Source organism: Paenibacillus sp. PastM-3 (assembly GCF_029893965.1).
GTDB lineage: Bacteria > Bacillota > Bacilli > Paenibacillales > Paenibacillaceae > Paenibacillus_AQ.
Window position 1 is genome coordinate 22,669 of sequence record NZ_JARXXP010000033.1, and the last position, 26,291, is coordinate 48,959.

Annotated in this window: 20 protein-coding genes and 1 pseudogene; 4 read left to right on the forward strand and 17 right to left on the reverse strand. The window is 44.6% G+C overall.

The genetic code is table 11. From position 1 onward, the window contains the following. Positions 1 to 26: 26 nt before the first annotated feature. The 7 genes from M2108_RS27590 to M2108_RS27620 all read right to left on the reverse strand — a co-directional run bounded on the left by M2108_RS27590 (position 27) and on the right by M2108_RS27620 (position 9,361). A complete protein-coding gene (locus tag M2108_RS27590) occupies positions 27 to 1,631 on the reverse strand; it encodes a response regulator (protein WP_277472613.1) in 1,605 nt (534 codons plus the stop codon). Next, positions 1,624 to 3,414, reverse strand: a complete 1,791-nt coding sequence (locus M2108_RS27595; protein ID WP_277472614.1) for a cache domain-containing sensor histidine kinase — start codon at positions 3,412 to 3,414, stop codon at positions 1,624 to 1,626. The genes M2108_RS27590 and M2108_RS27595 overlap by 8 nt, the downstream gene beginning before the upstream one ends. 197 nt (positions 3,415 to 3,611) lie before the next feature. Beyond that, positions 3,612 to 4,559 carry an ABC transporter permease gene (locus M2108_RS27600; RefSeq protein ID WP_277472615.1) on the reverse strand — a complete coding sequence of 316 codons (948 nt, stop codon included), beginning with the start codon at positions 4,557 to 4,559 and terminating at the stop codon, positions 3,612 to 3,614. Between the two features lies 1 nt (position 4,560). Next, positions 4,561 to 6,051: a sugar ABC transporter ATP-binding protein gene (locus M2108_RS27605; RefSeq protein WP_074083764.1), complete on the reverse strand. Its 1,491-nt coding sequence runs from the start codon at positions 6,049 to 6,051 to the stop codon at positions 4,561 to 4,563. Between the two features lie 35 nt (positions 6,052 to 6,086). After that, on the reverse strand, positions 6,087 to 7,049 hold the full coding sequence (locus tag M2108_RS27610; protein WP_277472616.1) for an ABC transporter permease: 963 nt from the start codon (positions 7,047 to 7,049) through the stop codon (positions 6,087 to 6,089). Positions 7,050 to 7,127: 78 nt separating this feature from the next. Continuing rightward, the gene (locus tag M2108_RS27615) at positions 7,128 to 8,294 is read right to left on the reverse strand and encodes a M24 family metallopeptidase (RefSeq protein WP_277472617.1); all 1,167 of its coding nucleotides are present in this window, start codon (positions 8,292 to 8,294) and stop codon (positions 7,128 to 7,130) included. Positions 8,295 to 8,347: 53 nt separating this feature from the next. Beyond that, the gene (locus M2108_RS27620) at positions 8,348 to 9,361 is read right to left on the reverse strand and encodes a substrate-binding domain-containing protein (RefSeq protein WP_280777272.1); all 1,014 of its coding nucleotides are present in this window, start codon (positions 9,359 to 9,361) and stop codon (positions 8,348 to 8,350) included. A gap of 343 nt (positions 9,362 to 9,704) precedes the next feature. Here M2108_RS27620 and M2108_RS27625 point away from each other — a divergent pair, with 343 nt between their 5' ends. Then, entirely contained in the window at positions 9,705 to 10,484 is a 780-nt protein-coding gene (locus M2108_RS27625) for an alpha/beta fold hydrolase (protein ID WP_277472619.1), read from the forward strand. A 1,216-nt stretch (positions 10,485 to 11,700) separates the two neighbouring features. On the opposite strand, the gene M2108_RS27630 is transcribed toward M2108_RS27625, so the two are convergent. The 9 genes and pseudogenes from M2108_RS27630 to M2108_RS27670 all read right to left on the reverse strand — a co-directional run bounded on the left by M2108_RS27630 (position 11,701) and on the right by M2108_RS27670 (position 23,835). Next, entirely contained in the window at positions 11,701 to 12,621 is a 921-nt protein-coding gene (locus M2108_RS27630) for a nitrilase-related carbon-nitrogen hydrolase (protein WP_277472620.1), read from the reverse strand. 26 nt (positions 12,622 to 12,647) lie between these two features. Continuing rightward, positions 12,648 to 14,501: a beta-glucoside-specific PTS transporter subunit IIABC gene (locus M2108_RS27635; protein ID WP_277472621.1), complete on the reverse strand. Its 1,854-nt coding sequence runs from the start codon at positions 14,499 to 14,501 to the stop codon at positions 12,648 to 12,650. Positions 14,502 to 14,914: 413 nt separating this feature from the next. Then, positions 14,915 to 16,423: an amidase family protein gene (locus M2108_RS27640; protein WP_277472622.1), complete on the reverse strand. Its 1,509-nt coding sequence runs from the start codon at positions 16,421 to 16,423 to the stop codon at positions 14,915 to 14,917. Between the two features lie 106 nt (positions 16,424 to 16,529). After that, positions 16,530 to 16,637: pseudogene (locus M2108_RS27645) on the reverse strand (RNA polymerase subunit sigma-70); the annotation flags it as partial. Positions 16,638 to 17,036: 399 nt separating this feature from the next. After that, entirely contained in the window at positions 17,037 to 17,945 is a 909-nt protein-coding gene (locus M2108_RS27650; RefSeq protein ID WP_277472623.1) for a LysR family transcriptional regulator, read from the reverse strand. Positions 17,946 to 18,108: 163 nt separating this feature from the next. Next, positions 18,109 to 19,968 carry a beta-glucoside-specific PTS transporter subunit IIABC gene (locus tag M2108_RS27655; RefSeq protein WP_277472624.1) on the reverse strand — a complete coding sequence of 620 codons (1,860 nt, stop codon included), beginning with the start codon at positions 19,966 to 19,968 and terminating at the stop codon, positions 18,109 to 18,111. 195 nt (positions 19,969 to 20,163) lie between these two features. Beyond that, complete coding sequence (locus M2108_RS27660; RefSeq protein WP_277472625.1) at positions 20,164 to 21,060, reverse strand: AEC family transporter; 897 nt, start codon at positions 21,058 to 21,060, stop codon at positions 20,164 to 20,166. Positions 21,061 to 21,363: 303 nt separating this feature from the next. Then, on the reverse strand, positions 21,364 to 22,248 hold the full coding sequence (locus tag M2108_RS27665; protein WP_277472626.1) for a LysR family transcriptional regulator: 885 nt from the start codon (positions 22,246 to 22,248) through the stop codon (positions 21,364 to 21,366). A gap of 180 nt (positions 22,249 to 22,428) precedes the next feature. Next, positions 22,429 to 23,835, reverse strand: a complete 1,407-nt coding sequence (locus M2108_RS27670) for a glycoside hydrolase family 1 protein (RefSeq protein ID WP_277472627.1) — start codon at positions 23,833 to 23,835, stop codon at positions 22,429 to 22,431. 614 nt (positions 23,836 to 24,449) lie between these two features. Between M2108_RS27670 and M2108_RS27675 the strand changes: the two genes are divergently transcribed. Then, entirely contained in the window at positions 24,450 to 24,770 is a 321-nt protein-coding gene (locus M2108_RS27675) for a hypothetical protein (protein ID WP_280777274.1), read from the forward strand. Between the two features lie 129 nt (positions 24,771 to 24,899). Beyond that, the gene (locus tag M2108_RS31705; RefSeq protein WP_481856954.1) at positions 24,900 to 25,148 is read left to right on the forward strand and encodes a helix-turn-helix transcriptional regulator; all 249 of its coding nucleotides are present in this window, start codon (positions 24,900 to 24,902) and stop codon (positions 25,146 to 25,148) included. Here the strand turns inward: M2108_RS31705 and M2108_RS27680 are convergent. Continuing rightward, the gene (locus M2108_RS27680) at positions 25,145 to 26,122 is read right to left on the reverse strand and encodes a LysR family transcriptional regulator (protein WP_346780616.1); all 978 of its coding nucleotides are present in this window, start codon (positions 26,120 to 26,122) and stop codon (positions 25,145 to 25,147) included. The two genes, M2108_RS31705 and M2108_RS27680, sit on opposite strands and share 4 nt — an antisense overlap. A gap of 2 nt (positions 26,123 to 26,124) precedes the next feature. On the opposite strand from M2108_RS27680, the gene M2108_RS27685 reads away from it, so the two are divergent. Next, positions 26,125 to 26,291 (forward strand): transposase (locus M2108_RS27685; protein WP_277472631.1); only part of this gene is annotated, 167 nt, incomplete at its 3' end.

Below are 26,291 nucleotides of genomic sequence, written 5' to 3' on the forward strand. Positions count from 1 at the left end.
GATTTTTGCTGTGCGCCCTCCTGGCGTTATAACGCATTGCAGCGGGGGCCGAACAAGGTTTCTTTATATTCCGAGGGTGTTATTCCATAATATTTTTTGTACACCTGCCCGAAGTATTTGCCGTCCGCGAACCCGACCCGGTGGGCAACTTCAAGTACGGTCAAACGCCGGCTGCCGGTGAGTAATTGCTTGGCCTTTTCCACCCGTTTGAGCGACAGGTACTCGTTAAAGTTAGTCCCCAGCTCTTTTTTGAAAATTCTGCTGAGATGGCTGGCGCTCACATGGAACAAGTCTGCAACCAATTGAAGATTCAGCTCGGCTTCGGCATAATGATCATCCACATACCGGGCGATCCGCTCCGCCAGGCTTCTTCCCATCGATTCTTCCTTCCTCCATAAGGCCTCCTCGCAGGCCAGGGCTGTAATCCGGCTTAACAGGTCCGTATATTCTTCGAAGGTCCGCAGTCCGGTGATTCCCGCAATGGCTTCGGTGATTTGGTCCTTTATCCTCCACTCCGGTACATGCTTGGACAGGCCGAGCAGGAAGTCAAGACAGCAGTTCAGGGCGATACTTTTATTCCTGCCGGCTCTAATGTCGGCCGTGAATTTGTCCAAATACCGTTTCGCTTTCGGCTCGTCGCCGTCACAAATTGCCTCAAACCATTCCGCATCCATACGGCCCAACGCCGGCTTGCCAGAGCTGCACTGAAGTGCATCCTGCAGCTTTGGCATCAGACTTCCCCAGAACAATTGGGTCTCGAGCAGCTTAAGCGCATGCTGGAAGGAGCTGTACAGCTCGCTGATCTCCTGGAAGCCCGTGCCGATGCCGACGCTGATTTGCTTTTTTAAATACATTTCGATGTTCTCCAGACATTCGGTTGTCGCTTCCACCACTCTTTTGCGGATAATCACCTGCTGCAAGGCGGGATCAGACTTGACGACGACAACACTCTTCCCTTCCATATCCACGATGGAGGTCGCCATTTGGAAACGGTGGTACGTTTCATTCACTATATTGTTGACGGCATACTGGTACAGGGAGGCATACTCTTCATAAGAAAGATCCGAGGGATTATACATCTCAAACACCACGACCACACCGCAGCCGAGCTGGATACCGTAATCCTTCAGCTTTGTACGCATAGCGGCAATATCCTTATTGCCGTTCACAATCACATTCATGAGGATACCCGCCTCCACGATGTCCGCGTTCTCCCGCTTGGAGTCACTGGCCGCCTGCAGCAGAGAAGCTCTCTTGCCGTTGATCCTGTCCACCGCCTTAAGAATGCAGGCATTGAGGTCCGGAATCTTGATCGGTTTGAGCAGATAATCGAATACTTGATGCCTTACTGCGGTACGGGCATAGTCGAATTCACTGTATCCGCTCAGGAGAATCGTGATCATCCCCGGATAATGACGCTTGATATGCTCGGCCAGCTCCAGCCCGTTCATCCCGGGCATCTTGATGTCGGTAATGACGATATCCGGCTTAAAGCGTTCAATGACTTCTATGCCTTCCAGTCCGTTGGCGGCCGTCCCGCATACGGTGCAGTTCAGCTTGCTCCAGTCTACCTTCTCGCTCAGTCCCCGGCTTACGATGTCTTCATCATCCACAATCACGATTTTATACAATATGCTTCCCACCTTTATCCGCAGTATTGGGAGACGCAGTTACATTCTCCATTACAGGCACTATAATATCGACAATGGTACCGCTGCCTGGCATGCCGTTGATCGTCAGACCGTAGCTTTCGCCGAACAGCATTTGAATCCGTTTGTGTACGTTTCTCATTCCGTTGCCTGTCCCTTTGGCGCTGCCGAAGTCCACCTCGCCCGTGAATTCCAGCAGCCGGTCCCGCTTCTGTTCCTCGATCCCGACACCGTCGTCAATCACCCGGAATCTTACGCTCCTTCCATCCATGATCCCGATTATGCTCAGGTTGCCCGGACCGACTTTATTCTCCAGCCCGTGCACGAACGAATTTTCCACAATCGGCTGCAAAATAAACCTGGGAATCCATAGCTCCGCAATGTCGTCGTCCATGTGGATTGAAACCGTGATCCGGCTCTCAAAACGGGTCTTCTGAATAGCCAAATAAGCATTGATATATTCCAGCTCCGAGCGGACCGGCACCATTTCCCGGTGATCGGCCAGATTGGCCTTCAACAGCTGCGCCAGGGAGATGGTCACATTCTCGATCTTGTCATTCTCACCGTACATGGACAGCCAGCGGATCGTATCCAGCGTATTGTACAGAAAATGGGGGTTAATCTGGGCCTTAAGTGCCCGGTATTCTGATTCACGCTGGGCCAGCTCCTTCTGGTACACCTCGGAGATCAAATAATTGATCTTGCCCATCATCTGGTTGAAGCTGCGCCCGAGCCGCCCGAACTCATCCCTCCGGTTGATTCTGACCTGCTGATCGAAACGGTCTGTCTCCACCTGATCCATAACCTGCTTAAGCGCGTGGAGCGGAGCGATTATGCGGCTGGTCGTGAACCAGGTCAAGAGGATGCCCACCAGCACGCCGATTACTCCGATCGCGATGATCCAGCGTCCGATCAGTTCCGTGCCTTTGGAGATTTCCTTAAGCGGCACAAGCGAGACTACTCTCCACCCTTCCTGGGCGGATATGAAGGTTGTGAACAGCATTTTTCCGTACGGCTCCATATTCAATACAGAAGGCCCCTCGGCGGCTTGCAATTTCGCGCGGCGGAGCAGATCATCCACGTGGATATCCAGAACCTCGCTGCTGCTGACAACGATACGATCCTGCTCATCAAACACATAGCTGTAGCGGTAAGGCTCGGATTGCAGGCGTTGTTTTAAATAATCGTCCCTCAGCGAAATGGTTATATAACCGAGCATCTTGAGCGAATCCCGTTCCCGGATGGCTCTTTCGATATAAATAACCCCTTTGTTGACCCTCCAGGTGATTCTTCCCACCGTGTCATAACGCTGTTTCTTCAGCTCGGACTGCACGTCGTCCTTATTATTCACGCTCCCGGAAGTGTTATAGTTCAGCTTGACCAGGAACTGCTGCGTATTGAAGAGATAGACGGTTTCCAGCTTGTCGGTGGAGTACAGGATTTTGGAAACGACCAGCTGTTCCAGCGCACTTAACTTCTCATAGGTAAGCTGGTTCGTCTGCAGCAGCATAGACTGGATTTCTGAATCCTCGGTAATACTATCCATCAGCTTACCCATGTAAGAAATGGCATCGTCCATATTCTCGCTGATAAATTGTACCTTCTGGGTATCATTTGCCTTGGCATCGTTCAGATGAAAATTAATAGAAACGGCGTAAGTGACAATCTCAATGATAGCGATTACAAGAATCAGCATAACTACCACCATCAGAATCATCTTACGCTTTACGCTGGAAGACAGGTAGGTTAGCAGTGCACGCTTCAATATCCAGCAGCTCCTTCAAACATAGGTTGTACCTATACTACCAAGAATCCTTTTACATGTTAATAAGCAAAATTAACCTGCCTGCCGCGTATATAGCATGGATTGCCATTATTCCCACATGATGAAAACAGCCGAACGCCCCATGATGGGGACCGTCCGGCCATTACTCTTTTGCACATTCGCTATGCATCTTTCGCTCACGAAGCTTCCGCAGCTGCGGATTTCGCTTTTACCATCCGGGAAATCGCCAGGGCGGCCAGGATAATGATCAGTCCCCGCACGATCGGTTGGACAAAGGATGAGATGTTCAGCAGATTCATGATGTTCATCACCACAGCGAAAATGAGCAGTCCGATGAAGCTTCCGCCGATCGTGCCGCGGCCTCCCGTAAGGCTGGTTCCCCCGACAATCACGACGGCAATGGCCACCAGCTCGAATTGAAAACCCGAACGCGGTTCACCCATGCCGATCCGTGAAGTAATCAGCAGCCCGGCCAGGGCGGCAAGAACGCCGCTGATGATATACACGATCACCTTGACGCGCTCAACCTTGATCCCGAACAACCGGGATGTCTCTTCCCCGCCGCCGACAGCCAGCACATGTCTGCCAAACGGCGTACGATTCAGAACAAAATATCCGAGGATGAACACCACTACGACATAGACGGCGGGAAGCGGAATGCCCAGCAAACTTCCGTTCGCTATATTCGAAAACGCAGGTGTCACCGTTCCGATAATGGGTCCGCCGTTCGTGTACCAGAGAGCAACGGCCCGGAAGATCGCCATCGTAGCCAGCGTCGCCATAAAAGGCTCGACCCGGAATTTCGTCAGCACGACTCCGTTGAGCGCACCGACAAGAGCGCCGATCAGGATCACCAACGCCAGAATGCCCCACACGCCCAAATGCTGCGTATTGGCGCTGACGACCGCCGTTAAAGCCACAACGGAGCCAACCGAAAGATCGATCCCTCCCGTAAGAATTACAAGTGTCATTCCAACGGCAATGAGCGCACTTTCCGCACTGTATTGCAGCAAATTCATCAGATTGGCGTACGTCAGGAACTTATCGGACAGGAGTGAACCTACGATCATTAACAGGATGAGGGTTGCCAGTGGAAGATAACTTCTCCATTTCGCCATATTCATTTCATTTCACCTCCTGCAGTGCGTATTCCATAATCTTCTCTTCGGATGCTTCGTCCCGCTGCAGCTCGCCGGTAATCGTTCCGCCGGAGAAGACAAGAATCCGGTCACACATTCCCAGAAGCTCGGGAAGCTCGGAGGAGACCATGATCAGGGACAGGCCCTGGCTCAGCAGCTTGTTGATTTCCTGGTAAATTTCCATCTTGGCCCCGACATCCACACCCCGGGTAGGCTCTTCGAGAATAAGAATTTTATACTTGTCCAGGAGCCAGCGTCCGATAAGCGCCTTCTGCTGGTTGCCTCCGCTGAGAGAGCGGATCGGCGCCTTAATGTTCTTCGGTCTCACCGACAGCTGCTGCACCAATTCATTGGCCTGCCTGCTTTCCTTCGGCTCACTGATCAGACCGAATGTTCTGAACTTGCGCAGCGAAGTAATGGACATATTGGTCCGCACACTTAAATTCAGAAATAACCCTTGCGTCTTACGGTCCTCCGGCACAAATGCAATCCCGTCCGCAATGCACTGCCGCGGATTTCTCGGAACGAACGGCTTGCCGTCCAGCACCATCTTGCCCGAATAGCCTTTGACCAGCCCGAACAGCACTTTAGTCAAAATATTTCCGCCCGAGCCCGCTAATCCGGCAATGCCGAGAATTTCGCGTTTGTTCAGGCTTAAGCTCACATTATGCAGCAGCTCCGGCACATTCAAATCAGAAATCTCCAGCACTTTGGCACCGATCTGTTCCGTGTTCACAGGATAATATTCATTCAGCTCCCGCCCGATCATCAGCTGGACGAGCCGCGCTTCATCCGTATCCTTGATATCCATCGTTTTTACATGCTGTCCGTCCCTCAGAACGGTAACCCGGTCAGCCATGGCGAAGATTTCCCGCAGCCGGTGCGAAATATAGATGATCGTTACCTTTCTTTTTCTGAGCTCGGCAATCGTCTTGAACAGCACAGCCAGTTCGTCTTCGTTCAGATTCGCGGAAGGTTCATCCATAATCAGCAGCTCCGCGTTGAACGAGACGGCTCTGGCGATCTCGACCATCTTTCGTTCCGAGATGCTCAGCTCTTCCATTTTCTTATATGGGTCAATCTTGATGTCGAGATTGTTCAGCAGCTCTCCCGCTTCCTTATACAGCGTCTTCCACTGCAGCAGGGAACCCTTTTGCGGTTCTCTCCCAAGATAAATATTCTCCGCCACCGACAGCGCGGGAATCTCCTGAATTTCCTGAAACAACGTGCTGACCCCGCTCTTCTGCGCCATATAAGGCGACAGGAACTTGACGGACTGGCCTTTAAAATGAACGTTGCCTTCCGAAGGCAAATGAACGCCGGACAATATTTTGATCAGGGTGGATTTGCCGGCCCCGTTCTCGCCGACAATCGCATGGAATTCCCCTTCGCTAATGTTCACGTTAATATCTTTCAGCGCATAATGATTGCCGAACTGCTTGGAGATTCCGTCTAATTTAAGGATGACATTATCCATATCGTTCCCTCTTTGTCATATACATGGATTTGTAATTACTTGCGGTTCTTGGAAGCGGAAAAGATGACGGCAGCCAGAATGATGATGCCCAGAATGAACTGCTGAATATAAGGATTCATGTTCAGGAATACGAGCAGATTAAACAGCAGCCCGGCGAGCAGAGCACCTAAAAATGCTCCCCAGATTGTGCCTTTTCCGCCGGATAAGCTGGCTCCGCCCACCACGACGGCGGCGATGGCACTCAGCTCCATGCCTGTTGCTCCGCTATTGCCGGACATCGGCTGATAAGCGCCGGTTCTGGAGGCAATCAGCAGCCCCGCTATCGCAGCGAACAATCCGGACAGCGTATAAACGCTCAGCTGTACTTTTTTAACGTTGATGCCCGAGTTGTAAGCCGCCACCCGGTTGGACCCTACACTGTATATCTGCCGCCCAAAGATCGTTTTGTTCAGCAGAATGAACCCGATGATGTACAACACCAGCATGATAATGACAGGATTAGGAATAGCCCCCATGTACCCCCCGCCAATGGAAAGGAAGCTGTCGCTCGCATCTCCGCTGATGCCTTTGCCTTTCGTCATAAACAGCGTGGTTCCGTCGATAATTACCTTGGTTCCTAGCGTTACGATGAATGGCTGCAGCTTCCCGAAGGTAATCAGCATGCCATTTATGAGACCGAGGAACAAACCCAGTGCCAGGACAACAATCACAATTACGCCGGTTGGCGCCTGCAGCTGAACGAGCATAATAGCCGTTAAACTGACCGCCTGCATCACGGAACCCACCGACAGGTCAATGCCGCCGATCAGTACTGTCAGCAGCATCCCGATCGACACGATGGCCGGATAGGAGATCTGCCGCAGCAGATTTGAGAAGTTATAGGAAGTGAAAAACTCCGGTGAGAAGATCGGAGAGATTAATGTGACGATTACGATAAACAGCAGCAGCAGCGTCTCTTCCTGTTTTAAGAGCGTACGGGCTTTCTGAATGGTTTCCATCTGCCTGATTCCCCTTTTTTTAATGGGACAATGATGGCTTTGCTTACTGAAGCAAAGCCATCATTGCTAATTCAAATTTTAATCCTGGTACCAGTTGCAGACATATGGATGATTGGTTAGCGACTCCGGTCCGTCTTTGCGGATTACAACCGTATCTTCTACACGGGTACCGGCATATCCGGGAATGAGCAGAGTAATTTCAAATGCGATCGTCTGGTTCTCGACCAGAATATCCTGGCTGTCCGGGCCTACTACCGGAATTTCCTCCTCCGGATCCATACCTGTGGAGTGGGCGCAGCCGCGGCCTTCACCGGCCATATGCGGATAACCTTCGCGCTTCAGCACTTCGTTGGCGGCCACATCGGCCTCCGCGCCGGTCATGCCCGGTCTCAGAGCGGACATTCCCGCTCTCCATGCTTCCAGGCAGGTATCGAGCAGGCGCTGTTTCTCCGCATCCACCTTGCCGTAAGCTACACCACGCGCCATATCGGACGAATATCCGTTATAACGGCAGCCGATATCGATGAGGATCGTGTCGCCTTTGACAATTTCGCGGTCACGCGGGCGGGCCAGGAAGAAGTCCCCGGAGTTCGGTCCTGATTGGACCATCATGTCGAACGACACGGTGTCCGCACCGTTAGCGAACATGTGCGCCATCGCTTGACGTGTCACTTCTCTCTCGGTCAGACGTTCGGTGGCGAGCAGCTCGTGGATTTTTTCAATCCCCATGTCCGCCAGTCGGCCGGCTACTTTCATATTACGGATTTCCGTTTCGCTCTTAATCGACTTCAGGTACTCGATAATATTGGTCTTCTGCAGCACCGAGGTTGGATTCAGACTGTCGCGGATCGTCTCATAGAATTCAAGCGCACAATATTTCGAGCCGCTGAGGCCGATCTTTGCGGAATTTCTGCCTTTCTGGAAATCCTTCAGCACATTGCCGAGCTCCTGGCGGATTCCTCTTACATCGGAGAACCATGTCTCGTCGGCGGCATAGGATACCAGACTGCCTTCCGCGAACAGTGTAGGTTCGCCGTCAAGCGGGATAAACACCATAGCCGGATACGGGAATACCCCGTCGAATGCGCGATAGTTGGCTAACCAGCGGACATTGCTCATACGGTACGAGTCTGAATACACCAGCAGCCCGTCCAGGCCTTCCGCTTCCATTTTCACTCTTGCCTTCTGCAAACGTTCCTTGTACTCGGTTACCGGAATTTCGTGCAATACGTCTTCAAAACCCATGATGAATTCCTCCTGAATTTATATTTGGATTGGTGTTGTCTGATATGTTTCCTTTAGAAAGTTGAATTCGGATCGTAGAAGTTATCGACATTCGACTTATCGATTACAGGAGAGTCCAGAATCACTCTCTTCTGAATCTCTTTGCCGTTCGCCGCATCGATTGCCAGCTTCACAGCCGTCTCGAAGCTCCATTCATTTTTCACGGTCATCATCAGCTCATCCGTGTTCTTGATCTTCTCCAGCGCTTCCTTCTGGGAGTCCATGCTGACCACCTTGATCTCGCTCATCCGGTTTGCTTTCTTAATGGCTTCAATTGCGCCGAGCGCCATCTCGTCATTCTGGGCGAACACGAAGTCAATCTTGCTGTTGGCCTGCAAAATATTCGTCATCACCTGCATCGCCGGCAGCCGCAGCCATTCTCCGGATTGCTCTGCCACGATCTTGATATCCGGATACTTTTGAATCTCCGGCATGAATCCCTGCGTACGAAGCTGGGAGTTGGTCGACTCGACGACACCGTTGAGGATGACCAGATTGCCCTTTTGGCCCATCTTGTCGGCAATGTACTTCGCCGCCTGCTGGCCCATCGTCACCTCATCCGAAGCAACGAATGTCGTATAAGGAATGCTGTCATCGTCCGGTACGCCGGAGGCCGCGATAATCAGCGGGATGCCCGCTCTTTCCGCTTCCTTGTATGCGGGATAGATCGCGTTGCCCGACAGGCTGCTCACGATAAGGGCATCGACATTGCGGGCGATCAGGCTCTCGATGTTGGCGATTTCCTTGCTTGCGTCCCCTTGTCCATCTGTCACAATAATCTCAACCCCGAGATCGGCGGCTGCCTTCTTTGCCGTATCTACGTTGGCAATCCGGAACGGGTGATTCATAACCGTCTGCGAGAAACCGATTACAATTTTTCCGTCTCCAGATTTCCCGGATGAATTGGAGCCTTCGGATGTACTGGCCGCTTCTGTCGTGCCTGCATTACCAGCCCCTCCGCCGCATCCTGTAACCGCTATCAGGAGCACTAAAAACAATGCCAGTACCGAAGTTTTTTTCTTCATCATTATTCCCCCTGTCATTAGTGTTGACCTAGCCGCCGTCCTCCTTCCAGTGTTTATAGCTTGTTGCCTTGAATTGATTATATAATTAATCGCCGCCCGTTTAGGGTTGAAAAAAATGACATCAGGGTTGAAAGTTTTGATGCCGGAGAGTAAAAAGAGCAAAGCCCAAGCCGTAACAAGGCTTGGACTTTGCTCTGATGCTGTCTTGCATCTGCTTGCTCCTGCCTCCGGAACATGAAAGCGGCAGCTGTAAATAATCTGTCCCGGCGCCGAAATTACGCATTCACCTTACCTTAGGCGAATATCTTAAAGGGAAACTACATTTTAAAAAAATGAGGCGATTCACTTGGGATACTTCGTTACTGTGGAACCGGGCGTAAGAGTATTTATAGAGGATATCAATCCGAAGGGAAATAAAACGATACTTTTTATTCATGGATGGCCGCTAAACCATAACCAGTTCGAATATCAGTTCAATTTCCTTCCTAAGCTCGGATATCGTTGTATCGGAATGGACTGGAGAGGATACGGCAATTCGGATAAACCATTCGACGGGTACAATTTCGATAGATTAGCGGATGATGTCCGCATGGTCATAGAGGCGTTACAGTTAAGAAACATAACACTTGCAGGACACTCTACTGGAGGCGCGATATCGATTCGTTATATGGCCCGTCACAAAGAGTATGGGGTATCTAAACTCGTCCTGATCGACGCTGCCTCTCCATCTAGCGTTCCGAAAGAATTTACAAATAAAATCATCGAAAATACAAATCATGACCGACCGCAAATGCTGCAAGACCAAACGGGAATTTTTTTCTTTCAGTATATTTCCAATCCGAAATCCGACTGGTTCGTTTCAATGGGATTACAAGCGGCGAATTGGGCGACTTCTGCCATTATGGTAACGCTCAGAGATGAAAATGTTTACAACGATCTCGGTCAGATCAATATACCCACATTAATTATTCACGGAATTCATGATAAAGTCGTTCCGTTTACCAAAGCTGAGGAAACAAATAAGCTCATCAAAAATTCGAAGCTAGTTCCGTTCCATTACAGCGGTCATTGCGCTTTTTTAGAGGAGCGCGATAGATTCAACCAATTATTATCTTCTTTTGCATAACGACTCAGATTAGCCGGACTATCGCTCCCATAAGCCCAATGATTGAGCAAATCAGCCCGTGAGCTTAATCTCTTACAGCCTATTTTCATTATAATGTCCGCCTCAAAAAAAGCCCTGATAATCAAGGGTTCTTGACCATCAGGGCTAAAATACTTGTGCCAAAAATCGTTACAAACCTGTGCCAAATGACGGTTCAAACGGTGACAAGATGAATTACAACTCACAGTGTGAGTAACGGTTATAATTGAGACTGAAAAGTAGCCAAAAGGCTGCTTTTTTCATTATATGCTTGAGACAATGAACAACTATAGATGAGATGAATCGTATTTTCGAGCATTATAATTGAGATAATTCGTTAATACCTAAAGATGTTATTAAAATAGGTCTTTATTGACAAGCCTTTTCAAGTCCTAACATCGTTTATAATGTTGGATGCATTTGGACAGCTTCTTCTAAAAATAATGTTATCAAATCTTCCTCGTTCTATAAGAACTCGCTTTTCCTTTTATTACTTACTGGATGATAATAAGTAGTGTATGGTATAAATTTTTCACGTATTAAACAACTGTTCTTCTGTAAGTTTTGTCGGTTGTCCAGGGGAATGTTCCATTTCTAGACCATTCAGACCTTGAGATTGATAGCTGTGCCAATAAATGCTGACCGTTTGACGCGTACGGCCCAGTAATTCACCGATTTGACGGCTAGAGAGATTTGTTAGTTTATTAATTTGCGTTCTATATAGAAGGGATCATCACGCTTAATGGTCGCTGATGATCCCCCTCCGAAACAAATGCACAAAAGAAAGCAACTCGTCTGCAGACAAGTTGCTTTCTTTTGTGATTTCAACCCACACCGCTTCGCCCATATAAAACTCATGCTACATCTTCATCAGCGCCCTTCTATTTATCCGCGTCATTTCGTCCCCTTCCTTGTCCGTACCTATAGGATCGTGCCTTTATTCGGCCGACAGCTCTCGATGGCCTTGATCAGCCTGAAAATCAATGTGAGAGCTCATATGGCCAGTACAATATTTCCCATTCTGAAGATTCGGTAGTAGCCGCTTTTGACAACCTTCCCGTTGCGATCAAGCTATTTTGCTAAATCAGCCTCCTAAAAGCTGACTCTCGCCTACCGCACCGTCAATAACTGCGCCAGTAAATGGACAAGCTCAGAGATGGTGCGTTCGGCTCGTTGTAACTTTCGATGACAGGATCGGTTATTTGGAATTTGGTGATTTCGCTAAATAAGTTTCTTCTATTAATTCGAGAACTTGAGAAGAGAAATTATTTGTCCTTTTGTCCATATTATTAAATGTAGTGCGTTCTATTTCTGCAATAGCGAAATTGCTATTTTGATTATCGGCTTCTGCAATTACTTCTCCTACCCCATTTATAATAGCAGATGTACCAACAGATGTAAGAATGGTCCAACTGCCGGAAGCAAGGGCATAGTAAGATGCGACCGTTTTATTCAAGTTATAGGTTTCCCACCATTCCGCTTCGTCGCCTAAAATATTGTAAGGGAATGCAACGACATGAATATTCTCAGCTTGGGCCATCATCGGATATGTCATCAACGGCTTTAAATGTTCACCGCAGGAAAGCTGGCCAATGCGCCCCAATGGGGTGTTTACGACATTCAGGTTTTCTGCTATTGGCATATCAGCGAAGTAGCTTCGTTCTCCTCCGGAGGGATTAATTTTACTTCTCTTATCAAGTACCTTTCCGTCAGGACTAATGAGAAGCTGTGTCATATACAGGGCAGCATTAGTCGTATTCTTTTCGGAAATACTCATAGACAAATAGATTTCGTTGTCTTTTGCAAGTTCTAAAACAGACGTCCATTCCGCGCTTCCTTCTTCAATTGAATGATCAATATAATCCTGAAATCTTTCGGGCGGTACACCCTTCGTTTTCCTTTTATTTCCGCCATTCATGAATCCGGGAAGCCATAGCTCGGGGAAGGCAACTAATATTGCTCCAGCTTCCTTCGCTTCTTTGATAATTTTATCCGCTTTTTTCAATCCGGCCTGTAAATTATAATTTGCAGCGGACTCAGCATTTACTGCTGCCACCTTAATAGGTGTGGTGTTAACAAGCTGATCGTTCATAAAGGATACTGTATCGGGTCTGCTCATTTTTGTCCTCCTTAAAAAAGATATTTTTAGATGCTGACTAACAGCAAATTCTCATTGGAGCTAATGCGTTCTTTCTCAGAATGGGTAATTTGTTGATAATTAAATGTATTTGTGACGATGATTGGTGTGGTGACACTGAATCCTGCTTCTCTGATTTTCTCAATATCGAACTCGAGTAATTTATCACCCTTTCGAATCCGATCGCCTTCGTTAACGAACGAGGTAAAATATTTCCCTTTTAGTTTAACGGTATTCAAACCGACGTGAACCAAGATTTCAACTCCGCTATCCGATGTCATTCCAACGGCATGTTTGCTTGAAACAAGCGATGTAACTACGCCGTCAAATGGAGCATAGACCAAACCTTCTGTAGGTTCGATAGCGACTCCTTTTCCCATAGCTTCGGTGGAAAAGACAGGATCATCCACGTGGCTGAGCGGTTTTATAGAACCGATAAGCGGGCTGACGATCGATTCGGATTGTAGTGTTTCTCCAGAAGGCACCACCAGTGAACTTACAGGCGTTGACTGAGTAGTTTCCTCCTGTTTCCCCTTGTTCTCGAAACCAAACAGCAGCGGTAGTAGTAAGCCGACCACTAAAGCGGCAACGATGCAGATGAGTACTTTTCCAAGCGGGTGATAGGCACCGAATGAAAAGATACTAGCGAATACAAATGAGGAAAGGGAACCATGAACCGCTCCCAGAATACCGCCCCCGATGGCTCCAGCAATGACAATATAAGGAATGGTTCTCTTATAGCGGAGCATGAGCCCATACATAATCGGTTCGGTAACACCCGATAGCAGACCTGTAAGGGCGGCAGGGCCTGCAATAGCCTTTATGCGCTTATCTCTGGCTCTGAAGAAAATTCCGATTGCCAAACCGATTTGTGCATAGGTTCCCATATGAGACATTGCAAGAATTGGGGAAGAACCATCACTTAAATCTTGCAGAATGATGGGTATAAGTCCCCAATGAAGTCCAAGAATTGTTAAGAACGTAAAGGAGCCACCAACGACCACGCCTGTAAGAATACTGCTCGATTGGCTGAGGAAATCAATTCCAGAGGCGATAGCTTCCCCAACGTATACGCCAAAGGGACCGAATACTAGGGCAGTGAAAGGAACCATGACCAGCAAAGATAGTGTAGGCACCACGAACATTTGAATATCTTTATATACAACTTTTTTCAAAAGCTTATCCAGCATGGCATAAATTATGGAAGCAATAAATATAGGGAATACGGAGGAGGAATAGTCAAACAAAACTACAGGAATCCCCAAAAAGCTCGAATGTGTTCCATTGGCAAGTAATCCAGTAAAATTAGGTTCCAACAACGAAGCTCCGATCATACCACCGATATATGGGTTGGCACCCATTTTTTTAGATGCGGTAACGCCAAGAAAAATCGGGAGAAAGTAAAAGATCGCATTGGCTGCAGCCGACAAAATTAAATACGTACCTGAGTCTGCCGGCAGCCAGCCGAAAAACAAGGATAAGGATAGCAGTGCTTTTATCATACCTGCGCCTACAAGTGCTGGAATCAAAGGAGAAAAGCTGGCCGAAATAACTTCGAACACTTTGGCAACCCAGGTTTGATCTGATTTTACCTCTTTCTTATCCGTCGATGTTCCCAAATGCACTAGTTTCTCCAGTTCCTTATAAACATGAGCAACTTCATTACCGATGACGACCTGATATTGACCGCCGCTCTCAACCACCGTAATAACCTCCGGCATTTCCTCTAACTTGCTTTTATTAGCTTGACTCGAATCAGCCAATTTAAAGCGCAGTCTTGTCGCGCAATGCACAACGTCCACAACATTTTGTTCCCCGCCTACAAGATTCAGAACTTCTGACGCAACATGTTTATGATTCATCGACTTACCCCTTTGCATCTTGAAATTTTACAATCCAGGCATATGTGCGGACTCAGTTAAGAGTCGTGTTATAATTTCTCACATACACAAGATTAGTAATGATAGTATCATAAAAAGGTTGTATAAAATAAATACATAAAAAATATGTAAGTAATATATAAATCATATATAGTGTAGGCACAATGTTTGAATCTCTATAATGCTTGTTAAGGTAGAATTAGAAGCTGACCTAAAGGGGTAATGCCATTAAGATAAGCTCAAAGATAAGACAGAGAATAAGAATGAATTCAAAACGGCATGGGGAAAATTCCAACATTTCTAACAGAATATCAAGTACTATTGATATTTCGCACAAAAAAAGCGGACATCTTTGCGATAACCCGCTCTTTTTTGATTATTTCGGTATTCATTTACTAAGGTGTACAATAGGGAAAATGATCCTGAGCACTCATAAAGAGTGAAGGATTGGTCTCCTCGGGCGGTTTACGATGCAGAGTTGCTTGTTCGTAAGCGAAGGCATAACTAAGCAGCTTATCCTCTGTGTAAGCCGCGCTGCCCAGAAAAGATATGCCAAACGGATTACGGTTGGCGGCTTGGAATCCGGCGGGCACTCCGATAGCAGGATATCCCGCTTTCTGGGCCATAACGACTGATTTCCCATCCGGAAAAACAAAGGCACCAACTTCATAGATCTGCACCAAGCGGTCGATGACATCTTTAGAGTGCATCAGCTCTTTTTGACGGGCCTCTATGGCTCGCTTATGCTCTTTGATCAGGTCAACCTTTTCGGAGTTGAATAAATGATCGGCTCCGTATTTGAGCATGGTATCGGGATGGTCCCGGTAATATTGAAACAATTGAGCAACGGTCTTGATGGGGGCGTTGGTGGGCAGACGATCCAAATATTTCTGCATGGTTATTTTAAATTCATAGCTGCAGACAAAATGATCACCGATTTTGGTACCGCTCATGTCGAGTGGAATATTGATTAGGACTGCGCCCAGCTCCTCCAGTTTAGCCAAGGCATCCGTCCATAATGATTTCTTGTCCTGAGAGACTTGAACGATGGGAACGCCTATACGAACGCCCTGGAGCGCGTCTTTGGTTAAGCATTTCACATAATCAAATTCTTGATAAGGTTCACTTTCCAGTGTTGCATTGTCCAGAGGATCAGATCCTGTTGTCATAGCTGTCAGAGCAATCGCAATATCAGTCACGCTTCTTCCCATAGGTCCAGCAGTGTCTTGACTGCTACTGATGGGAAGAATGCCTGTTCGGCTAATTAGCCCCACGGTTGGGCGCATTCCAGCCAATGATTCAATCGCGGTAGGGTTTATGATGGACCCGCCAGTATCCGTACCTACGGCGATGCCACACATGGCTGCAGCCGCCGCCACAGCAGAGCCGGAGCTGGACGAGCCAGGTGGTAAACTGGCATCATACGGATTTCTTACCATACCCCCAAGTGAGCTATATGATTGCGGAGAATTAAAGGTTACCCATCCAGAAAGCTCATGTAAATTGGTTTTACCCAAAATAACGGCACCGGCCTTTTTTAGTGATTGAACCAGCGGAGCATCAATTTCCGGATAAGAATTCACAAGCCCCAGAGACCCTCCGGTCGTTGGCATACCTTTGACATCAATATTGTCTTTCAATAAAACCGGGATACCTTGCATAAGTCCGAGATGTTTTCCATCTTGACGAGCCTTGTCGGCTGCTTCGGCTTCTTCCAGCCAGTTGGGGTTTAGGGAACGAACAGCATTCAAACTTGGACCTTTTGAGTTCATTGATTTGATGCGATCCACATACAATTGAGCAAGTTCAACCGAGGTAAATTTTCCACTTTCAAATAGATCCTGGATTTCCATTATGCTAACTTTTTGTAAATCAAACGGATTCCCCCGTTCACTTGTCTCCATCCTCACACATCCCTTACGTAATACAATTTGACACAATTGTAGCACGTAGTAGAAAGATCCATCCAATATTGAATATCTATTTTCTTAATACTATTTCCGTATAATGCAGGGATACGTCCTTGTTCGGGCGGTAGCTCCCAATAACCTTGATCAGGCCGATGGTGCCGATAGAAATCAGGTCCTCCATGTCTTCGCCGGTGTTGTCGAATTTTTGAGGTTGTGGACACGATATGATGTCAATCCACGTTAAATGTGTTATATCGTTCACTCACTCTCAGTGCGTAGCATTTCCGTATCATGTGAGGATCGGAATATAATAGTGGTTTGGGGTATGCACCTGTCTAACGGCTAGAGAGATTTGTTAGTTTATTAATTGCGTTCTATATAGAAGAAAGAGCCATTCTATTATATCGTTCTAATGCTTTTCCTTTATAGGTATCACTGATTCCCCAAACACCGGACAACTGCTATATCATTCGTGGTAAATTCAACTGTCTTATCAAAGCAGGTATAAAAACCACTTCGTCCTTTCCCATAAAAACGAGTTGTTGATATGAATATCTAGCAACAGCAGCCGTTTCAAGTTTAAAGAGTTCAGCCTCTTTTCTCCCCTTTAAAAACTATATTGTGATAGATTATCAAATAAATTCACAAAATGAGTTATAGCCTTTGGAGTATAGTTCTTCTTTCTCCAGATGATTGCTGAATCATTATATAGTTCTGAATCCCTTATATGAAATTGACGCAAATTTCGGGAAATTAAGAATTGATTCATATAATTCGGTAGTATGGAAGCGCCAAGCCCCTTAGATATTAGTGAAATTACAGTTTGAAGATTATTACATTCTGCAAGAATATTCGGTTTAATCCCTGCTATACTACATTCCTTCATAAAAACATCATAAGATCCACCTTTGCCTTCTTCCCGTTTGGTCAAAACTAGAGGAATATTTTCCATTTCTTGAAATGTAATCTCAGTTTCACTTCCATTCCACTCCCATTCATTAGGAACAAATAAAGAAAAGCCTATTTGGTTTAATCTGTGGGTATGAAATTCACTGAGTTGCAGATCAATTGGCATATTAACAATAGCAAGATCGATTTCTCCAGACATCAACAGTGCTCCTAAACGGTTAGCATCTGATTGTATAATCCTATAGGTGATTCCAGGATAGATCGAATTAAATTCACAAATTTTGTCAGTTAGCAAAGGACCATAGAAATCTGAAGTTCCTAGTGATAGACACCCACTTGACCCGTCCTTGACATCTGCGATTTCGTTTTTTATCTCTTCAATCATTTCGAGTAATTTAGTAGCCCGGTTATAAAATACCGCTCCCACATCAGTTAGTTCAAGTCTTTTACCATTCCTGATAAAAAACTCCGCATTCATTTGAGCCTCCATCGCTTTTAACTGTTGGCTGAGTGGGGGTTGTGATATATTCAGCTTCTTGGCAGCTTGTGTAATATTATTATTCTCCTGAACAATTGTTACGAAGTAACGAAACTGGCGCAGGTCCATTTTACTATCCACCTCTCTGAATAAATCTCCTGTATTTGATCTTTTTAGACTAGCAGACAGTAAGCTCACTGCCTAATATTGATTAAATCTTATTCTTATACTTATAAAATATAAAAGGACAACACATACTTCATGTGTTGCCCTTCTAAATACTGCTAGACTACTACTTCATCTCAAGCGTCATCAATTGCTCCCCAAAAACGATTGGACCGGGAAGAGCACGCCCAGGCTCTTGATACCTATCAGGGTTTGTTACTAATATTGCAGTTACAGTTTGATAACCAGCATCCTTAATTTTAGGAATATCAAATTCTATTAGCAATTGTCCCACAGTAACGTGATCGCCTGCTTTGACATGTGAAATGAAATGTTCTCCTTTAAGCTTTACCGTATCAATCCCGATGTGTATCAGTACCTCTGCACCAGCATCAGAAACGATAGCTATCGCATGTTTACTTTTTGTTATATGCATAATTACACCGTCTACGGGTGAAACTGCACTTCCGGCACTTGGCTCAATAGCTACCCCTTTACCCATCATCTCTTCAGCAAAAGCAGGATCACTCAAGTTTTGAATTGGTATAACTTCTCCTTCTAATGGACTTTGAATAACTTCGCCCTTAGCTCCCATCACTGCATCCGTACTCTTCTGAGCTTGTTCTATCTGCTTTTCTTCTTCTATATCTTTAAAGCCAAGGAGTAATGTAGCCAACATCCCGACACTAAAACTCACTAATACAGCAATAATAAAATAAATAAAGGTATTTCCTAAGAATAGCGGAATAGCAGGCAAACCAGCTACTGCCCAGCCATAAGCTTTCACTTTGAATACTCCCGCAATTCCTCCGCCAGCCGCTCCTCCGATGAGTGCCCCAATAAATGGCCTTTTTAATTTCATTGTAACCCCGTAAATGGCCGGCTCTGTAATTCCAAGCAGTGCTGAAAACGTACTGGCTCCGGCCAGAGATTTCATTTTTTTATTTTTAGTTTTAAGGAATACTGCGAAGGTAGCACCTGCTTGCCCCATATTCGCCATCATCATCATAGGTTTGATTAAATCGAATCCATTCTTAGCGATACCTCCCAAAATTAATGGAGTGAAACCATAGTGCATTCCAGTAATAACGATCAAGGAGAAAGTCCCTCCAAGTAGTACCCCCGCAAGCAATCCCGAGAAATTAAATATAATATTAAATACATCTGATAAACCATCTCCAATAACTGTACCCAGCGGTCCGATAACCGTCATTGTAATGGGAGCAGCAACGAGCAAGATGAGCATTGCTTCAAGAACAATTCGAAGAGAACCCGGAATGATTTTTCTGGCTATTTTTTCAATATACGACAGCATCCAAACCGCAAGAATGATGGGAAGAACACTTGACGAATAATCAATTAGCCGTACCGGAAGATTGAACACATCGAGGCTTGTAATTTCTTGCTGCCTTAAAGCTGTAAAGGCCGGATGTAGCATAAATCCACCCAGCACAACAGCCACATAAGGATTAGTCTTAAATTTGGTGGCTGAACTAAAAGCAAGCAGGATCGGCAGGAATATAAAAGCAGCTGACGACAGAGCTTCAATGAACTTATAGGCATCACTAGTTGTAGTTATCGCTTCAGTTGTTGTCAAAATGGATAGAAGTCCCTTGAGCATACCTGCTCCAGCAATAACCGGTATGATAGGAACGAAAATTCCTGAGATAATGTCAAATACTTTACTAATCCAGCTATTCTTCTCCGTTTGTTCGTCCGCGTCCTCACTGTTAGCGCTTTCTAAATGACCAACACCAACTAATTCCTTATATACTTTAGTCACATTGTTCCCGATAATAATCTGATGCTGGCCCCCACTCTGGGCAACACCCATCACACCATCCAGAGATTTTAGCTGTTCGGTTTGTACCTTACTGTCATCCTTTACATTCATCCGGATCCGTGTCATGCAATGTTCTAAATGAACAATATTTTCTTTGCCTCCCGTGAGTTGCAGGATGTCTTTGGCCAACTTGTTGAAATCCATATTGATACCCCCTGTAGTAAGACTGTTTCATCATGTACTTTATAAGCAATACCTGCTTTGAAACTACATGATTATCATACTTAGGTTTTTCATAATCGGCCAATATTTAAATCGTCTCTTCTATATATGTCTAGAGATATATAGAAACAGCAATTATAAAACATACAAAAAAGACCCTCGTAAAAGGGTCTAAATCTAAAAGATGATTAACAGAATAGGAATTGTAACGATGGAACATAAAGTAGACATGAATATTCCTTTTGTAACTAGTCCAATATTTCCATTATACTCTGAACATAACATCGATACATTACCTGCTGTCGGCAGACTCGATAATATTACTGCTATTCCCAGTATCATCGGATCTTGCACAAAGAACTGAAGAATAAACCAAATTACTGCAGGAATTAAAATAATTTTCATTATGGTGTACAGATATATCTCTTTATCTTGTATTACCTCTTTAATACTTATGGATGCCATAGTCGAACCGATGACAATCATAGCTAAAGGTGTAGTAATACTGCCCACGGATGAGCATAGACTGGCGAGAGGAAGCGGAACGGGTATATCTAGCAAAAATATCCCCAAGGCAATTACAGCGGATAATATCCCAGGATTCAGCATGTTTTTTAATGCCTCTGTTTTAGTTCCATGACCCTCCTGGAGAATGGATATTCCGTGGGAAAACAAACTTATATTGAATACCATCATAAAGATAGACACATCAAACACAGCATTTCCACCATAGATGCTTGATACAATAGGAATTCCCATAAAACCCAAGTTACTGTAGTTTAACATCAGTTTGAAGGTTTTATCCATCTTAAATGTTCTTACTGCCATAGAACTTAACATCGGTGTAATTAGGAATACAGCTACCGCTACAACAATCACCCATAGGATTCTTGTTTTATCCTCCACCCCTTGGGACATCGAAGAATAGAGAATAGTTGCAGGAATCGTGACATTAACAATTAATTTTGAGATTTTCTTTTCTGCAACTTCATCCATCACCTTCACTTTATTCACTATATATCCAATCATCATTAAACCAAACAATAAAAAGATTTGCGAAAATATAGCACTCATAAATTCTATCCTCACCTCTTGAACATCATACCTGACAACATAAAAGGTGAGCCAATACTTAAAATGTATCTAGTATATACTCTGGAACATATAAATCAATTTAGAGTAAGCGGATATAGAGCTATATGTTAATAGTATTACATATATATATTTTACATATTTTCTATATGTATAAAATCCATGTTAATATAATCCCAACAATGATGTTTATTTCTTAATACCAGATGCTACAAGGCTAGGTAACTCAAGTTCTTTTAATGAGCAAAATTTACCGGACAGCCTTTAAGACTAGCCCGTTTTAAATTAAAAATCCTTTTCTCCAAACAGTTCAAGAAAGTATTTAGCAGCTTTACTAACATAACGGTCTCTTAACCAGACGAGAGCGGAACCCGTACTGAGTTTAAAATCAGTGATTTCTAACTTTGAAATATTCGGATTATAATTTTCACGGACCACAATACTCGGAAGAATAGAGGCCCCAATCCCTTTTTCAATCATGCTCATGATCATGTGTAGGTCGTTTGTTTGCGCTACAATATTAGGCTTTACCCCCAGTCTCCGGAACTCCTCTAAGGTATCTTCAAAAGTCCCATACCCCTTTTCCCTGCTCATGAATACTAAGGGGTATTGTTCAATATCTTTGCTGTTTATTGAATTGCCGGACAACCTCCATTCAGTCGGATAAACAAAGGTATATTTCAGCTCTTTCAGTTCAAGCTTAGAGAGACCGTCACTTCCTACAGGCAGATTCAGCAATGCAAACTCAATTTCACGATTTTTCAACAGTTGAACCAGCCTTACAGGATCAGTTTGTAGTATTTTGAACGTTACTAAGGGGTGATTTAGACGGAAGTAATTCATTTTGTCCATCAAGAGGGAAGCATAATATACTGTAGTTCCTAAAATCAATTGCCCCCGAACACCTTCACTAATTTCTTTCATCTCTATCATAATTTCGTCCATAGAGTTTGTAATTTTAAGTGCTTTTTGGTATAAGGCTTTCCCTTCTGGCGTTAGTTCCAAGCGTTTGCCAATGCGCTCAAATAGAAGGACTCCAAGCTCATCTTCAAGCGCCTTCAATAGTTGGCTCAAAGGAGGCTGAGCCATATTGAGCCGCTTAGCCGCTCTGGTGAGAATTTGATCTTCTTCAACGATAGCCATGAAATAGCGTAATTGGCGGATGTCCATTATTCAGCCCTCCTATAGAAAATGCTCTAATATACTATTATCAACGCCTGACTATATCTTATCATATCCAGAAAGAACTATATGAAGTCCTTCGTTGTTTATAATTATCAAGAGCAGTCTTATATTTGCAATAAAAAAAAAGTAAAACCCAAACACTTTTAAGGTTTGGGTTTTACTTTTTTAATTAATAATTTCTCCATTAGTTTCAATAATTTGCTTATACCAGTTGAAACTTTTCTTCTTAGTTCGCTTTAATGTGCCTTTACCCTCATCATCCTTATCCACATGAATGAAGCCATACCGTTTCTTCATTTCACCTTTACCGGCACTAATAATATCAATTGGTCCCCACCAGGTATAGCCTATAATTTCAACTCCATCATGAATGGCTTCCTTGATTTCCTTGAGGTGTTTGTTAAGATAATCAATCCGGTAATCGTCTTGAATGCTGCCATCTGCTTCAATTTGATCAATAGTACCTAAACCATTCTCCACAATGAATAATGGCTTCTGGTACCTATCGTAAAGCTCATTACAGGTTAAACGTAATCCTTTCGGATCTACTTGCCATCCCCACGGAGTAGATTCCAGATAAGGATTATCAATACCTGTCACTCCTCCAGTATGTCCAACAATTGGAATTCCAGCTTTATGTGTAGTTGTTCTGTAATAACTAAATCCAAGGTATTCGCAAGGATATTGCTTGATGAGTTCTTCATCACCAGGTTCCATATCCACCTGTATATTCAGCTCCTCCCATATACGCTTAATGTAGCTTGGATAAGTCCCTCTAAGCATAACATCTCCAAAGAAAAGGGAACGGCGACGCAACTGATAGGTTTCAAAGACATCATCCGGGTGACATGTATTCGGATAGACCCCGCTTAATGAAAGCATACAGCCGATCTTCGCACCAGGAATAATTTCATGGCAAGCTTTTACAGCCAGCGCACTGGCTACAAACATATGGTGACTGGATTGATAAAGCGTATGCATATCAATTTTTCCATCAACTGAAGGTATAGTCCCAGCAGCAAAAGGTATGATATGCACATTATTAATTTCATTAAACGTCATCCAGTATTTCACTTTCTCACGGTAGCGCTTGAAAATTGTTGTCGCATATCGCTCAAAGAATCCAATCAGCTTACGATTGGACCATCCACCATATTGCTTTACAAGATGGAGAGGGGTCTCATAGTGAGAAATTGTAATAACTGGTTCGATACCTTTTGAAAGAAGTTCATCGAACAGATTATCATAGAACTTCAGACCTTGTTCGTTAGGCTCAAGCTCATCACCATTCGGAAATATACGCGTCCAAGCAATTGACGTTCTAAAGCATTTAAAACCCATTTCTGCAAACAATTCAACATCTTCTTTAAAATGATGGTAGAAATTTACTGCTTCATGTGCAGGATAATATTGTTCAGGTGTAGGCTCACTGTGTACTGGTCCTTGTACTCCAAGAGGCATAACATCAGCAATAGAGATACCTTTTCCATCTGTTTGCCAAGCACCTTCTGCCTGGTTAGCAGCTACAGCTCCACCCCATAAAAAGTTCTCCGGAAACTTATTTTTGGTCATTTGAACGAACCTCCAGATATCCATTGTCTAACTTAGAATACCCCATTGTCCATTCTTTTTACCAATACTTAATAGGTATCTTGCTTATATGTTCTTGTATATATAGTAGAGAAAGTAAGATGACGTCCTCATTTCCATTTTTTCAAAAACCCCAGAAGTTCTTATAGATCTTCTTCCGGGTTCAGCTTATTTTCTCGGGACATTATTCATGAAAAGCTGCAGTTATTTGACCTCCCCTTCTCCGCAGGTAATCCGGTGACTTTGGTATTGGTAAAGATAGAAGAAGGTTCCTCCAATTATGATGTACAGTCCCTCTCGCTTCTTGAGCACGCTTTGGCCAGTATAGCATACGAAGTATTCCAGGATACTTATTGGGGTCTGGCACTGCTTCTCGGATCACGGTTATCTTGTTCTGCTGGTCAAAAGCAAATCCAGGTTGTCGGACTCTTTATTGCACTCTATTGCCTCGAAGTTTCAGCAGCACACAAGCCTTCGTTAATGAGGATATTTCGATCTATCTTAGCCAAACCGAACGTTTCCCCGAGCAAATAGCAAGCTTATATCAACAATCCCTGAGTGTGTTCACCCGGTATGCAGGCCATCAGAAGGGATTGTTGTTAGCTTACATTGCAAACCTTACGGACACTCTGCCTTCAAAGATTACGTCATTATATGAACCCCCGTATCTGTTCATACTGCTGGAAACCGGACGTTGGAGCGAATTCGAGCAAAAGCTGGAATCCATCTTTACGGAAATGAAACTCATGAAAGATATGACATTCGACAGGGTTTATGAAGTGTTTATTGTGCTTGCAGCAACCTTTATACAGGCAGCTAATAAAAACGGTAGAAGAGATCATAATCAACCAATCTTCGAGTTAGAGCAACTGCAATGCAAGTCCAGCTTCCTGTCGATCAAAACATTAGAAGAGTGAGCTCATAAACAGTTGAATGACTTACGAGATACTCTGACCTCAAACATAGAAAATAAGCAGCAAGGCTTGGTTTCTCGAGTACAAGTATATATACAAGAGAATCTAAGTGAATGAATTTCTCAGCAATCTATTGCCGATCATGTCAGCCTCTATCCTGTTCATTTGTCCAGTGTATATAAATCAGTTACCGGGGAGACAATCGGAGATTATCTGTTGAAGATCCGCATGGAACGGGCTGTATTTCTTCTGAAGAATACAGATCTCAAAGTATTTTATATTTCCGGTAAGCTCGGTTATACATCTGTTCCCCATTTTATCAAGGTATTCAAAAAACAAATCGGCTCTTACCCTCAAGAATATCGGGAGAATTTCACTTAAAGTTCTTCCCCATTCCATTTGAACAGCTTTGCTTGATTCGTCTGCAGCCAGGACAACGCAAAATCCTGAAAAATTTCCGCTTCTTTACTGATGATCTTACCTTTCTTGGTAATGAGATACGTGTCCCAGGTACATTCATCGAAATTCTGAAATGGTCTTATAACGGTGTTCTTGTAACGGTTGTTGAAGGCGCAATAATCGACGGACAACCCAATCCCTTTATTCGCGCTAGCAATTTGATGAGTGAACTCAATTTCAGAGGTTTCCAGAAGGATCTGCGGTGTAACGCCCGCTTTCAGGGACCGGTTCATATTGTTATGATATGGCCGGAAAGCTCGTCCCTCGAGGGCAATTGGCTCATCTTCCAAATCCTCGTATGCGATAGCTCGTTTTTGTGCTAGTCTGTGTTCTTTATGGATAACCAAACAATGCTTATGTGAGGTGAAGAAGGATGCGTTAAATTTCACAACATTAATGGGTCCTGCAAGAAATCCGAGTTCAGCTTTTTCCGTCCATACAGATTCTTCAGTTGAATCATCCGGAGCTTCAATAATATCCAGCCGAATATCGGGATACGCTTCCCGGAAGTCAATCAAAAAATCTACTGTTAGATAGGCGATGACACCGAATGTAGAAGCAACCGTCAGAGGCGCTATTCGTTCAGTGGCTTTTATCTGGGTAGTGTTCTTGAGTGAAGTCAGTTCTTTGATGATTTGTCCGGCTTTTTCATTAAGCACGTCCCCATATCTTGTTGGAAAGACGCCTTTTGGTGTTCTGCTGAACAGCTCAAGATCTAGTTCCCTTTCGAGTTTTTTAATTGTTTGACTCAACCCTTGAGGTGTCACAAACAATGCTTGTGCTGCCTGGTTAATACTTTTGTATTGGTACACCGCTAAAAACGCCTTCAAGTCTTTAGAATGTGTCTGAAAACTAAATATTATGGTAAGATTTGAGAAAAACGAATGGAGCAGCAAACATGAGTCAAAGATGGTACGAAATAAGCGATGAACAGTGGGATCAAATTAAGGATATGTTTCCACCCTACACAACAGGACGTCCGTCAAAATTAAATGAACGAACCATGTTTAACGCTTTTCTATGGATCGCTCGAAGTGGTGCTGCCTGGCGGGATCTACCGGAAGA